The sequence below is a fragment of the Enterobacter cloacae complex sp. AR_0002 genome (assembly GCF_001922365.1).
In the GTDB taxonomy this organism is placed as follows: Bacteria; Pseudomonadota; Gammaproteobacteria; order Enterobacterales; family Enterobacteriaceae; genus Enterobacter; species Enterobacter hormaechei_C.
Genome location: NZ_CP018814.1, coordinates 3,587,431 through 3,600,277, shown reverse-complemented (window position 1 = coordinate 3,600,277; position 12,847 = coordinate 3,587,431). Strand labels below are relative to the sequence as shown.

Annotated in this window: 11 protein-coding genes; 3 read left to right on the top strand and 8 right to left on the bottom strand. The window is 58.1% G+C overall.

All coding sequences use genetic code 11. The features are described from left to right. Positions 1–41: 41 nt before the first annotated feature. The 5 genes from AM329_RS17830 to AM329_RS17810 form a co-directional block, all read right to left on the bottom strand. A complete protein-coding gene (locus tag AM329_RS17830) occupies positions 42–1,199 on the bottom strand; it encodes a multidrug effflux MFS transporter (RefSeq protein ID WP_022650105.1) in 1,158 nt (385 codons plus the stop codon). A 49-nt stretch (positions 1,200–1,248) separates the two neighbouring features. Continuing rightward, positions 1,249–2,613, bottom strand: coding sequence for an efflux transporter outer membrane subunit (locus AM329_RS17825; protein ID WP_017694001.1), 1,365 nt, complete (start codon positions 2,611–2,613; stop codon positions 1,249–1,251). After that, complete coding sequence (locus AM329_RS17820) at positions 2,613–5,723, bottom strand: efflux RND transporter permease subunit (protein ID WP_022650107.1); 3,111 nt, start codon at positions 5,721–5,723, stop codon at positions 2,613–2,615. The genes AM329_RS17825 and AM329_RS17820 overlap by 1 nt, the downstream gene beginning before the upstream one ends. Further along, the gene (locus AM329_RS17815) at positions 5,723–6,844 is read right to left on the bottom strand and encodes an efflux RND transporter periplasmic adaptor subunit (RefSeq protein WP_022650108.1); all 1,122 of its coding nucleotides are present in this window, start codon (positions 6,842–6,844) and stop codon (positions 5,723–5,725) included. The genes AM329_RS17820 and AM329_RS17815 overlap by 1 nt, the downstream gene beginning before the upstream one ends. Before the next feature lie 147 nt (positions 6,845–6,991). Next, positions 6,992–7,561 carry a TetR/AcrR family transcriptional regulator gene (locus tag AM329_RS17810; RefSeq protein WP_032608158.1) on the bottom strand — a complete coding sequence of 190 codons (570 nt, stop codon included), beginning with the start codon at positions 7,559–7,561 and terminating at the stop codon, positions 6,992–6,994. Positions 7,562–7,746: 185 nt separating this feature from the next. Here AM329_RS17810 and AM329_RS17805 point away from each other — a divergent pair, with 185 nt between their 5' ends. Beyond that, positions 7,747–8,166, top strand: a complete 420-nt coding sequence (locus tag AM329_RS17805; protein WP_022650109.1) for a GNAT family N-acetyltransferase — start codon at positions 7,747–7,749, stop codon at positions 8,164–8,166. On the opposite strand, the gene AM329_RS17800 is transcribed toward AM329_RS17805, so the two are convergent. Next, positions 8,163–8,810 (bottom strand): TetR/AcrR family transcriptional regulator, encoded by a 648-nt coding sequence (locus AM329_RS17800; RefSeq protein ID WP_003861018.1) that lies wholly within the window; start codon positions 8,808–8,810, stop codon positions 8,163–8,165. The two genes, AM329_RS17805 and AM329_RS17800, sit on opposite strands and share 4 nt — an antisense overlap. Positions 8,811–8,888: 78 nt before the next feature. On the opposite strand from AM329_RS17800, the gene AM329_RS17795 reads away from it, so the two are divergent. Continuing rightward, complete coding sequence (locus AM329_RS17795; protein WP_032608159.1) at positions 8,889–10,388, top strand: MDR family MFS transporter; 1,500 nt, start codon at positions 8,889–8,891, stop codon at positions 10,386–10,388. Positions 10,389–10,629: 241 nt separating this feature from the next. Further along, entirely contained in the window at positions 10,630–11,418 is a 789-nt protein-coding gene (gene nlpA, locus AM329_RS17790; protein ID WP_032608161.1) for a lipoprotein NlpA, read from the top strand. 33 nt (positions 11,419–11,451) lie between these two features. Here the strand turns inward: nlpA and AM329_RS17785 are convergent, their stop codons facing one another. Both AM329_RS17785 and AM329_RS17780 read right to left on the bottom strand, forming a co-directional pair. After that, the gene (locus tag AM329_RS17785; protein WP_032608162.1) at positions 11,452–12,132 is read right to left on the bottom strand and encodes an EAL domain-containing protein; all 681 of its coding nucleotides are present in this window, start codon (positions 12,130–12,132) and stop codon (positions 11,452–11,454) included. 76 nt (positions 12,133–12,208) lie between these two features. Next, a complete protein-coding gene (locus AM329_RS17780) occupies positions 12,209–12,829 on the bottom strand; it encodes a LuxR C-terminal-related transcriptional regulator (RefSeq protein WP_015570093.1) in 621 nt (206 codons plus the stop codon). Between the last annotated feature and the right edge of the window lie 18 nt (positions 12,830–12,847).

Here is a 12,847-nt window from a genome sequence, read left to right as displayed (position 1 = left end):
TCGTTACATTCATCAACGCGATTCAAGCCAAAAGTATGAATTTACGCATTCTGCGTGCGGGATCCGATCGCCAGTGCAATGCCATAGCTTACTAACACCGCGAGACTCATTTTCAGCATCGTTTCTCCGCCGATACCCGCGAGAGGCGCTGCGATCCCGCCGAATAAAAACATCAGCATGCCCAGAATGGCTGACGCTGTGCCGGACTCCTTCGTGTCGACTGCGCTCATCGCTTCTGAACCCGCAATGGTGCTGATCCCGCTGTTAAATGCGACGGTGAAAAAGAGTGCAACCAGTGCCGGAACGGAAAGCTGCATCCACGCAAAGAGCAATGTCAGCCCCGCGCAGGACAACGCCAGAACGAGGCCTGTTCGCATCAATCTTTCCGCCAGATGGCGGCGTGCCAGACGGGAGAAAATCAGCGCTGAGACGATCAGGCCGATACCGTTCACACCGAACAGCAGGCTGAACTGCATGGCGCTCAGGCCATACTCGTTTTGCATCACAAAGGAGGATGCCCCGATATAGGCGAACAGCCCCGCCAGCATGAAGGCCTGGATCAGGCAGTAGCGCATAAAGCGACGATTTTTAAGTACCGTCCTGGCGGTTTGCGTCAGCGATCCCCTGCCCTGTTTCTCTGTGAGGGACTCGCGGATAAAAAGCTGGCTGGCGATCAGCAGCGCCAGACCCGCCCCTGCCATTACCCAGAACAGCATCCGCCAGTCGAAATGCGACGCGATATAGCCACCGAGTACCGGGGACACCACGGGCGCGATGCCGTTGACCGTCATCAGTAGGGCAAAAAACTGCGTTAGCATCGTGCCATGATAGTTATCGCGGGCGATGGAGCGGGCAAGTACGGAGCCGCCCGCCCCGGCAACGCCCTGCACAAATCGCCAGCCGATCAGGGCGTAAATATTCTGCGTGCTGGCGCAAAGCACTGAAGCCAGTACAAACAGCAAAAGTGAGAACAGCAGCGGCGTTTTACGTCCGATGCGATCGCTTAGCGGGCCGAAAAAGAGTTGTCCCAGCCCCAGGCCAATCAGCGCCGAGGTGAGAGAAAGCTGCGTCAGCGTTGTGGATGTGTTGAGCTGGGTGGCGATCTCCGGCAGCGCCGGAAGATAAAAATCGGAACACAGCGGCCCGATCGCCGTCAGCAGGCCAAGGATGGCCGCGAAAGAAAAAGAGACTTTTGCCATAGGTATTTACTCTGATGGCCGGGCAACGTTGCGCCGCCCGGCAGTGATGTTACTGAATCCCGCCGCCCAGCGATTGCCACAGCGTGATGCGGTTTTCCAGGTCGGTTTGCTGCAAGGCAATCAGTGATTCCTGCGCCGACCACAGCGACCGCTGCGCGGTGAGCACCGTCAGATAATCGCCCGCGCCAGCCTTGTAACTGCGCGTCGCCACATCCAGCGTTTTTTGCTCCGCCGCCACGTATTCACGCTGGGCATCAAGCTGTTCACTCAACGTTTCGCGCCGGGCCAGCGCGTCGGCCACGTCCTTGAACGCGCTCTGGATGGTTTTCTCATAGGTCGCAATTAACCCTTTTTTCTCGGCTTCCGCATAGCGCAGCTGCGCCATATTGTTGCCGCCGCTGAACAGCGGCAGGGTGATGGAAGGTGCAAACGACCAGACCTTCATCCCGTGGCTGAACAGGGACGACAGCGAATCGCTGCCGACGCCCGCGCTGGCGGTGAGCGAGATGGTCGGGAAGAAGTTGGCGCGCGCCGCGCCGATGTTGGCGTTGGCGCTCAGCAGGTTGTGTTCCGCCTCCTGAATGTCCGGACGACGCAGCAGCGCGCTGGAGCTAACGCCCGCCGGGATCAGCGTGATGGCGTTGTCGCTCAGGCTCTCCAGCGTGCCGGGTAGCAGGTTCTCGGGCACCGTATCGCCCGCCAGCAGGTTGAGAGCGTTTTTGTCCTGCATCACCAGCGTCTGGTAGCTCGCCACGCTGGCGCGCGCCTGCTGGTAAACCGCCATCGCTTCACTGACGTCCGTTGCCGCTGCCACGCCTACTTCCTGCTGGCGCTTCACAATCTTGAGTGAGTTTGCGGCGCTCTCCAGGGTGGACTTCGCCAGCGCCAGATTGCTGTTATCCGCCGCCAGCGTCACCCAGGCCGTGGTCAGCTCGCTGACCATCGTCAGGCGCGTGTTCTGCGCGGTGAATTCGCTGGCAAGCCAGGTTTCACGCGCGGCACGCGACAGGCTCTGGTTGCGGCCAAACAGATCCAGTTCGAAGCTGGAGACCGCGCCGTTGGCTTCGTCACTTGTCGCGACACCGCTCGCCAGCGTGCGGCTGCGGGTGTGGCTCAGTTCCGCGTCCACCGTCGGGAACAGGGACGAGCGCGTTTCGCCATACTGGGCACGGGCGGCGTCGATATCCGCAATCGCTTTTTGCACGTCGCGGTTGCTGTTGAGCGCCATCGTCACCACGCTTTTCAACCGCGCATCATTCATCACCTGCTGCCACTGGCTCACCACGGCGTTGGCTTCGCCATGGGCGCCAGGCAACGTCGCCGGGACGGGGGCGTCCGGGCGTTGATACGTTGGGTCTAACGACACACAGCCCGCGCTCAGCAGCGCTAATGTTAATACGGTTACACGAAACATTATGACCTCCGGTTTGCGTGCTTACCGGAGAACAGACGTTTCACCAGTACAAAGAATAAAGGAACAAAGAAGATGGCCAGCAGCGTCGCGGCCAGCGTCCCGCCGATAATACCGGTACCGATCGCCACGCGGCTGTTGGCCCCGGCGCCGGTGGCAATCGCCAGCGGCGTCACGCCTGCGATAAACGCCAGCGAGGTCATGATGATCGGACGCAGACGCGTCTGGGCGGCCCGCAGGGCGGCGCGCGTCAGGGAGTAGCCTTCGGCCACTTTGGCTTCGGCAAACTCGACAATCAGAATGGCGTTCTTCGACGACAGACCGATGGTGGTCAGCAGCGCCACCTGGAAATAGACGTCGTTGTTCAGGCCGCGCAGGGAGGCGGCAACCGCCGCGCCCAGCACCCCTAGCGGGATCACCATGATGACCGAAATCGGTACTGACCAGCTCTCATACAGCGCTGCCAGGCACAGGAACACCACCAGGATCGAGAGGGCATAAAGGCTCATCGCCTGGCCGCTCGCCAGTTTTTCCTGCAACGACAAACCGCTCCACGCCCATGTGCTGCCGGACGGCAGGCTGTTTGCCAACTGCTCCATTTTGCTCATCGCCGTGCCGGAGCTGGCGCCACTGGCGTTTTCGCCCTGAATCTCATACGCCGCCGAGCCGTTGTAGCGCACCAGGCTTTCCGGGCCGTACTCCCAGCGGGTGGTGGCGAAGGCGGAGAACGGTGTCATGGTGCTGTCGCTGCCGCGCACATACCACTTGTTGAGATCCGACGGCACGGCGCGATAGTCGCTGTCGCCCTGGATGTAGACCTTTTTCACGCGGCCGCGATCGATAAAGTCGTTCACGTAGGTCCCGCCCCAGGCGCTGGAGAGGGTGTCGGTGACGTCGCTCAGGGACAGCCCCAGCGACACGGCTTTGTTGTTATCGATATCCACCTGAAGCTGCGGCATCTGCGGCAGATCGTTGGCGCGCACGGCGTGCAGCGAGTTGTCCTGGTTGGCTTCGCCAATCAGCTGGTTACGCAGTTTCAGCAGCGCGTCGCGGTCGGTGCCGCCGCTGGCCATCAGCTCAAAGGTAAAGCCGTTGCTCTGGCCTAAACCATCCACCGCCGGGGGCGTCATGGCGAAAATTGTGGCATCCCGAATGGTGCTCAGCTCCTGCGTGGCGCGCAGGGCAATGGCCTGGGCGGTATTCTCATCGCCTTTGCGCTCTGACCAGTTTTTCAGGGAGACGAACGCCATCCCGGCGTTCTGGCCGCTGCCGCTGAAGCTGAAGCCTTCAATGGTGAAGATCACGTCGGTATTGGCTTTCTCTTTGGTGAGGAACCACTCGCGTACCTGGCGGCTTACCTCGGCGGTACGCACCGCGGTTGCGCCGGCAGGCAGGGTGTACTGCACCATGATTTCACCCTGGTCTTCGGTTGGCAGGAAGCTGCCCGGCAGTTTTAGCATGGCGAACCCCATCGCGCCGCAGAGCAGGGCGTAGATCACCAGCATGCCACCGGAACGGCGCAGGGCGCGCAGCACCTTGTTCTGATAGCTGTGCTCGGTCTTACTGTAGAAGCGGTTAAACGCGCCGAAGAAGCCCTTTTTGTGCGGAGCGGTGTGATTCAGGATCGAGCCGCACAGCGCGGGCGTCAGGGTCAGCGCCACCACCACGGAGAGGAACATCGCCGAAATAATGGTGACCGAGAACTGGCGGTAAATGACCCCGGTAGAGCCGCCGAAGAAGGCCATCGGCAGGAATACCGCAGAGAGCACCAGCGCAATGGCGATCAGCGCGCCGGAAATTTCGCCCATCGATTTTTCGGTCGCTTCCCGGGCGGGCAGCCCTTCGTCGCGCATAATACGCTCGACGTTTTCCACCACCACGATGGCGTCATCCACCAAAAGCCCTATCGCCAGCACCATCGCAAATAGCGTCAGGGTGTTGATGGAGTAACCGAACAGCGCCAGCACGCCGAAGGTGCCCAGCAGCACCACCGGCACCGCCAGCGCCGGGATCAGCGTCGCACGGATGTTTTGCAGGAACAGGTACATCACCACCACCACGAGGATAATGGCTTCGAACAGGGTCTGAATCACGTCCTCAACGGAGATCTTGATGAACTCGGTGCTGTCTTTCGGGTAGGCCACGTCGTAGCCTTCCGGCATCGACTTTTTGAACTCGGCGATCTTATCTTTTACCGCCGTGGCGGTGTTAAGCGCGTTGGCGCCCGGTGAGAGCATCACCGCCATACCCGCCGCCGGGTGGCCGTTCAGCTTCGCGGTGGCGGTGTAATCTTCGCTGCCCATCTCCACGCGCGCGACGTCGCTGATGCGCACCACCGCACCGTTGGACTGGCTCTTGACGATGATCTTTTTGAACTCATCGACCGTTTGCAGACGCGACTGAGCGCGGACGGTGGCGGTCAGCTGTTGGGCGTTCGACGAGGGCAGCGCGCCGATTTTACCGGCGGAAACCTGCACGTTCTGCGCTTCAATCGCGCTCTGCACGTCGGAGGGCATCAGCGAGTACGACGCCAGCTTCGCCGGGTCGAGCCAGATGCGCATCGCGTATTCTGCACCGAACACCTGTAGGCTACCGACGCCATCCACGCGCGCCAGCGGATCCTGCATATTACTCACCAGCCAGTCGGCGATATCCGAGCTGCTGGCGGTGTCGGTTTTGTCATATACGCCCATGATCAGCAGGAAGTTGCTCTGGGATTTTTCGACGGTGATCCCGGACTGCTGCACCTCGGTCGGCAGGCGCGATTCTGCCTGCTGGACTTTATTCTGCACCTGTACCTGAGCGGTGTCCGGATCGGTTCCCTGTTCAAACGTGACGTTAATGCTCACCGACCCGTCCGAGCTGCTGGTGGAGGTGAAGTAGAGCAGGTTATCCAGCCCGGTGAGCTGCTGCTCGATCACCTGCGTCACGCTGTTCTCCAGCGTTTGTGCGGAGGCGCCGGTGTAGGTGGCGGATATTTTGATCGACGGCGGGGCAACGTCCGGGTACTGCGCAACGGGCAGCGTGCGGATCGCCAGTATCCCGGCGAGCATGATGAGAATGGCGATAACCCAGGCAAAGACCGGGCGACGCACGAAGAAACGGGAAAACATCAGGCGTTTCCTCCGTTGGTTTTCATCTCTTCAGCTTTCACTTCCTGCCCGGCGGTGACTTTGTCGGTGCCTTCCACAATCAACTTATCGCCAGCCTTCAAACCGCTCAGCACCAGCCATTTGTCGCCGTAGGTGTCACCCGTCTCCAGCTGACGCTGTTCGACCTTGTTGCTGGCGTTCACCACCAGCGCGGTGGCGGTGCCTTTGGCGTCGCGAGTGATGCCCTGCTGCGGGGCGAGGATCGCGTCATTCATGATGCCTTCATCCACTCTGGCGCGGACGAACATGCCCGGCAGAAGCTGATGCTGCGGGTTCGGGAAGACGGCGCGCAGGGTAACTGAGCCGGTAGACTCATCCACCGCCACTTCGGTCAGCGCCAGGCGGCCTTTTTCGCTGTAGCTGCTGCCGTCTTCGAGAATCAACGACACGTTCAGCGTATCGCTGTTGCTGGCGAGGGTTTGCTTGCGTAAACGCAGCAGATCGGCGCTGGAACGGGTTAAATCGACGTACATACTGTCCAGCCCGCGAATGGTGGCCAGCGCGGTATCCTGCTGGGCGGTCACCAGCGCGCCGGGGGTCACAGAGGAGATGCCGATACGTCCGGCAATCGGCGCGGTGACGGTGGTCCAGTTGAGGTTAATGCGGGCGCTTTCCAGCGCGGCTTTCTTTGACTCGACGCTGGCCTTGTCCTGCGCGCAGGTGGACTTCGCGTCTTCCGCATCCTGACGTGATACGCCGTCGTCCTTCACCAGCTGCGCATAGCGTCGGGCTTTCTGGCAGTCGGCCTGCACCAGCGCCTGCGCCTGTTTCAGTGCGGCGGCAGCTTCATTATAAGCGGCGCGGTAGCTGGAAGGATCGATCTGATACAGCGCCTGCCCGGCCTTGACCGTATCGCCTTCGGTGAACAGGCGCTTCTGGATAATGCCACCTACCTGGGGGCGCACTTCGGCGCTCATTGCGGCGGCGGTGCGGCCGGTCAGCTCGCTGACGACGGACACCGGCTGGCTCATGAGTGTGACAATCCCCACTTCCGGAAGAGGACGCTGGGGAGCAGATGTTTGCGCATTATCGCACCCTGTCAGGAGGAGTAATGCCGCGATGGAGGTTGTTATGGTTTTCATAATCTTTTTCCAGGGTGAACGAAGCCTGCCCTGTTAATCGCTTAACAGGGAGGAGGGCTAATTAAAAGCACAGCGATCCCGCATCTCTGGCTGAGCCAGAAATGAAAAAAGGGAAATTAATTATTTCCGCTAATTATTCACATGCGATTACTTCGCAGAGAAAAGCATATTTAAAATATTCTGGTATATGGGCTCTAATTGTTCTGACGGTAATTTTAAAGGCGTGAGTCGACGGTAAATCGTGCCTTCGATCATCACAGCGGTAATCTCCACGCAGCAGCGAATATGCTCATCGCTCAGGTGGGGGAACTGCTTTTTAAGGTGCTCACAGGCGTTGGCGAACATGCGGGCTTCGGCTTCGATCAGCATGTTTGCCACCAGCGGATTGCGCGTGGCCTCTGCGGACATTTCGAGCATTAGCGCGTCATCATCTTCGTTAAGCGTCTGGCGCCAGGCAAGCGCCTGCGGCATCCCTTCAACCAGGGTTTTGCCCTGCATCTCCTCAATACGTGAGTCGATAATGCGCCGGATCATCTCTTCAATGATCGCGTCTTTGTTACTGAAATAGCGATAGATTTGTCCGACGCTGAGCCTGGCTTCGCTGGCGATCTGCGACATGCTGGCAGCGTGAAATCCACTGGCGCGAAAGCAGCGGCGCGCGGCGGTGATGATTTCGTCCTGCCGTAGTTTTTGTCGTTCTTCCAGCTTTGTGCTCATCGTCGGCTACCGTAAAAAGTGAGAATGATCGTTCTCATTATACGTTTTCGGAGCCTATTGGAAAGGTTTTTTTTATTTACATATTGAATGAATATTTCCTTGTTTAAACAATGGAGGAAATAAGGAGTTTTTATGAAGGTTAAGCTGTGAGATATTCAGATTGCGCTGAAAATAAGGAGAGATTTATGCACCTGAGCATTACAGATAAAGTCACGGCTGAAGAAAAAGAAGAATTATTAACGGGGCTAAGAGCCTATAACGCGCAGTATTTAGATCTGGCGACGTTTAGTGGCGATATTGGCGTATATATGCGAGACGACAATGGCGTCATGCTGGGCGGGTTAATCGGCGTACGGAAAGGCGACTGGCTGAACATCGACTATCTGTGGGTCAGTGACAGCGTGCGGGGTACGGGTGTGGGAAGCCAGCTTATCAAAACGGCTGAAGAGGAGGCCCGTCGCAAAGGCTGTCGTCACGCGCTGGTGGATACGGTCAGCTTCCAGGCGCGTCCGTTCTATGAAAAACAGGGTTATCAGGTGCAGATGTCCTTGCAGGATTACCCTTATCAGGGAATGCAGAGACACTATCTGTCCAAAAATCTTTAACCGCCGATCCCGGTGCCTATCACGGCTAACACGTGGCGCACCACGATCTCCGGCGAGAGGGCGCTAAGCCTCTCGTCATTGCGCATGCGGGAGAACGGCACCAGCACCAGGCTCAGCAGCGTAGTGAACAGCAGTTCGGGGGCCAGCGCCGGATTCAGCTTTCCTTCCTGCTGCCAGCCTTTGATGGTTGCCAGCGTGGTGTGATATTTCTCATCGCCAAAGCGTGCCTGCAAATGGGTGCGCAGTACCGGCATCTCGCCAATCACCTCCTGCATCCACAGCGGGGCAAACCAGCGATACTTTTCCGCCAGTTCGGCCAGCACCCTGACCATTTCCGTCAGGGCATCCACCGGCGAATCCCGGTTGTCGGCGAAAATCGCCCCGATCCGCTCGCGTAACGGCAGGAAGCGCTCCTCAATCATCGCATCCAGCAACTGTTCTCTGGAGTTGAAGTAGTAGTGCAGCATGGCGGGCGTCACGCCTGCTTCGCGGGCAATAGCGTTCAACGACGTATTGGCGATCCCCTGGCGGGAAAAGAGATTCAGGGCGATATCCAGCAGCTGTTCACGGCTGGCGGTAACGCGCTTGCCGCCGCGTGGCCGACCGGGGCGGCGGGGTTCAGAATTGTCCTTTTGTGCTGACATGGTCACCGTATCTCTTGATCTTATTCATCACTTCCACAAATATTAATTATACGATTAATTAATTTCAAGTGATGTCTTATGGAGTCCGACGTAATGACTCAACCTGCGAAAAAGGCGCCGTCGATTAAGCTGCTGTTCAGCGCACTCCTGCTGGTGATGCTGCTCTCGGCGCTGGATCAGACCATTGTTTCCACCGCGCTGCCGACCATCGTGGGTGAGCTGGGCGGGCTGGATAAACTCTCGTGGGTGGTAACGGCCTATATCCTCAGTTCGACCATCGTGGTGCCGCTGTACGGCAAATTCGGCGATCTGTTTGGCCGAAAAATCGTTCTGCAAATCGCGATTGTGCTGTTCCTTGTGGGGTCCGCGCTGTGCGGTCTGGCGCAGAACATGACCCAGCTGGTGCTGATGCGCGCCCTGCAAGGGCTGGGGGGCGGGGGGCTGATGGTGATCAGCATGGCTGCCGTGGCGGACGTGATCCCGCCTGCCGATCGGGGTCGCTATCAGGGGCTGTTTGGCGGCGTGTTTGGCCTGGCGACGGTGATAGGGCCGCTGATCGGCGGGTTTATCGTTCAGCACGCATCCTGGCGCTGGATTTTCTACATCAACCTGCCGCTGGGGCTGTTTGCGCTGCTGGTGATTGGCGCGGTTTTCCACGGCAGCGCGCGGCGCAGCAAGCATGAGATTGATTACCTGGGGGCGATTTACCTCAGCATGGCGTTGCTGTGCATCATTCTGTTTACCACCGAGGGGGGGACGATCCGCCAATGGAGCGACCCGCAGCTGTGGTGCATTCTGGCCTTCGGCCTGACGGGGATCGCCGGGTTTATCTACGAAGAGCGGCTGGCGTGGGAGCCGATTATCCCGCTGTCGCTCTTCCGCGACCGCAGCTTCCTGCTCTGTAGCCTGATCGGTTTTATTATCGGCATGTCGCTGTTTGGCTCCGTCACTTTCCTGCCGCTCTATTTACAGGTGGTAAAAGACGCCACGCCGACGCAGGCCGGTTTGCAGCTCATCCCCCTGATGGGGGGGCTGTTGCTCACCTCCATCATCAGCGGGCGCATCATCAGCCGTACCGGGAAATATCGTCTGTTCCCGATCCTCGGCACGCTGCTCGGCGTGGTGGGGATGATGTTACTGACGCGCATTTCAATCACCTCTCCAACCTGGCAGCTTTACCTGTTTACCGGCGTGCTGGGCATGGGGCTGGGACTGGTGATGCAGGTGCTGGTGCTGGCGGTGCAAAACAGCGTGTCAGCCGATCAATACGGCGTCGCGACGTCTGGGGTGACGCTGTTCCGCTCCATTGGCGGGGCGATTGGCGTCGCGCTGTTTGGCGCGGTGTTCACCCATATTCTGCAATCAGGTCTGATCGACAGGCTGCCGGAAGGGGCGGAACTGCCGCGCGAACTTAATCCCGTTGCCATACACCATCTGCCTGATGCCCTGCGTCTGGACTATCTGGATGCGTTCGGCTCGGCGATCCATGCGGTGTTCATGCTGGCGGCGGGGATTATGGTGCTGGCGTTTGTGTTGTCGTGGTTTTTGCGCGAAGCGCCGCTGCGTCGGCAGGCGTGAGGTTAGCGGTTCTGCTTGCGCCTGGACTACCGTAGCCTGATGCCCATCGCCCGGTGGCGCTACGCTTACCGGGCCTACACTTCCCCCGTCACGTAGGCCGGGTAAGCGCAGCGCCACCCGGCAACAGGCCGCATATAACTTAACCGTCTTACTGATTCCTTTTCGTTTTTTAGCCTGCCGTCTCGTTGTCGATATAGTCTTCAAAACGTCTTTCAAAAGGAACTGTCTCGTGAAACTTCGAATGGGTGTGCTTCTCCTGACTGGCCTGCTGCTCGCGGGCTGTGACCAGGGCGGCAATGATGCCAGACACATTAAAGTCGGCGTAATCAATGGCGCTGAGCAGGACGTGGCGGAAGTCGCCAAAAAGGTGGCAAAGGAAAAATACGGTCTGGATGTTGAGCTGGTGGGCTTTAGCGGCTCGCTGCTACCCAACGATGCCACCAACCAGGGCGAACTGGACGCCAACGTCTTCCAGCATCGCCCTTTCCTTGCAGAAGATAACAAGGCGCACAATTACAAGCTGGTCGCCGTGGCCAATACCTTCGTCTTCCCGATGGCGGGTTACTCCCGAAAGATTAAATCGGTGTCTGAGCTGAAGGACGGCGCAACCATTGCGATTCCAAACGATCCCACCAACCTTGGTCGCGCGCTGTTGCTGCTGCAAAAAGAGAAGCTGATTACCCTTAAACCGGATGTTGGCCTGCTGCCAACGGCGCTGGATATTACCGCGAACCCGAAAAACTTACAGATTATGGAGCTGGAAGGGGCGCAGCTGCCGCGCGTGCTGGACGATCCGAAAGTGGATGTGGCCATCATCAGTACCACCTATCTCCAGCAAACGGGGCTGTCTCCGGTACACGACAGCGTCTTTATTGAAGACAAAAACTCACCCTATGTGAATATTGTGGTCACGCGTGAAGACAACAAAGACGCTGAAAACGTGAAGGAATTTATCCAGTCCTATCAGTCGCCGGAAGTGGCGAAAGCGGCAGAGACCCTTTTTAACGGTGGCGCGGTGCCGGGCTGGTAAGCCCCGGTAAAAAGGCCAGCGCTCCGCTGGCCGTCAAAGCGTTACGCGGGCATCGGTTCGGCTTTCGGGCCACAGAAAACCCTGGCCAGACTGTGCGCCGGACGCGCGGGCGCGCGCCAGATCCCGCGAATTCTCGATGCCTTCGATAAGAATTGATTGCGCGATACCTGCCCTGACCTCCTGTACAAACGGGGCAAGCGGCGCGCGCTCGCGCAGTGCTGAACGGTCAATTTTTACCCCATCCAGCGGTAGCGCAAGCCGCGCGAAGGCCTCAGCCAACTCCCGGGTTAAATCGTCCAGCCAGATTTGCCATCCCGCCTCTTTTAACCGAACAAGCGTGGCATGAAGATGACGTTGCTCAGCCTCGCTCAGCCGTGTGATGGTCAGGGGATCCTGAATTTCAATCGTTAACCGCTGCTGATGGCGTAACGCCAGCAACAACCGGATAGCGCGTTCGTCGAGAAGGTGTTCTGCCGGAAGGTTTAGCCAGTAAGCGTCCCGGGCGGGTATCTGTAACAGAGTGTTGGCCTGCCAGAAGAAGATTTGCAGCGCGCTGCGCGAGGGCAGCGAGGCAAACAGCACCTCAAGATTGACGTTATGGATCTCCACGAGAACTTCATGCGCGAACACCTGGCCCGAATGAAGATCGACAAGCGGCTGGAAGCGCAGCCCTGAGATACGTTGCAACAGGGGAGAGGGAAGAACGGTATACATGGAACAGCCTTCAGGAAATGAAAAAAAGGTTCCCGCGGACACGGGAACAAAAGGCAAACGACACACGGTCAAATTCTTAATTCAGGATCCAGCGAATGCTCTGGTAAAACGAGGGGCCACGCACGGCTTTAAGCTTGTTCATGGCGTTGTTCTTATAAAAGTAAACCAGCCTGACGTTACACCCCAGCTGACGGGCGATTTGCTTGGTTTTGAGATTACAGGAATAGCCGCGCAATACGCTGGCCTCCTCGCTGGACAGCCTCGCCGGGGTGCGTAAGCGGGTCGTCATGCCTACATTGTAACGGCCAGACTCTTGCGGCGTCTGGCTCATCAGTATTTGCCACAGCGCTTTGATATCCCCCAGGGAGACTCTTTTACTGATTACCCCATCAACATGTTTGAATTTCAAATAGCCGGCGGATAACGAATAGATATAGATCTTCGCCGTCACTTGTTTCTGTTTAATGCAGAGAATGTCGTCATTTGTCGTCACCCGGAAATGACGCGTATTCAACGGATCATAAATGATGATATCAAAGAGTTGTTCACTCATAGCAAGTTCTTCGATATGGGTAAACCCATGGAAAATAACGTCGTGTTTTTCATCAGGCTCACGCTTTCCAAGCGATTGCAGGCCAATCATCGTGAATTCGCAGCTGTCAACAACGGCAACGTGAATTGTTTTTTTATTTTGCATTGGCATTCTCCTTTCGCT

Bases quoted from the DNA above. Each gene is read 5' to 3' on its own strand.
- AM329_RS17830 (WP_022650105.1), bottom strand. From the start codon at position 1,199: ATGGCAAAAGTCTCTTTTTCTTTCGCGGCCATCCTTGGCCTGCTGACG.
- AM329_RS17825 (WP_017694001.1), bottom strand. From the start codon at position 2,613: ATGTTTCGTGTAACCGTATTAACATTAGCGCTGCTGAGCGCGGGCTGT.
- AM329_RS17820 (WP_022650107.1), bottom strand. From the start codon at position 5,723: ATGTTTTCCCGTTTCTTCGTGCGTCGCCCGGTCTTTGCCTGGGTTATC.
- AM329_RS17815 (WP_022650108.1), bottom strand. From the start codon at position 6,844: ATGAAAACCATAACAACCTCCATCGCGGCATTACTCCTCCTGACAGGG.
- AM329_RS17810 (WP_032608158.1), bottom strand. From the start codon at position 7,561: ATGAGCACAAAGCTGGAAGAACGACAAAAACTACGGCAGGACGAAATC.
- AM329_RS17805 (WP_022650109.1), top strand. From the start codon at position 7,747: ATGCACCTGAGCATTACAGATAAAGTCACGGCTGAAGAAAAAGAAGAA.
- AM329_RS17800 (WP_003861018.1), bottom strand. From the start codon at position 8,810: ATGTCAGCACAAAAGGACAATTCTGAACCCCGCCGCCCCGGTCGGCCA.
- AM329_RS17795 (WP_032608159.1), top strand. From the start codon at position 8,889: ATGGAGTCCGACGTAATGACTCAACCTGCGAAAAAGGCGCCGTCGATT.
- nlpA (WP_032608161.1), top strand. From the start codon at position 10,630: ATGGGTGTGCTTCTCCTGACTGGCCTGCTGCTCGCGGGCTGTGACCAG.
- AM329_RS17785 (WP_032608162.1), bottom strand. From the start codon at position 12,132: ATGTATACCGTTCTTCCCTCTCCCCTGTTGCAACGTATCTCAGGGCTG.
- AM329_RS17780 (WP_015570093.1), bottom strand. From the start codon at position 12,829: ATGCAAAATAAAAAAACAATTCACGTTGCCGTTGTTGACAGCTGCGAA.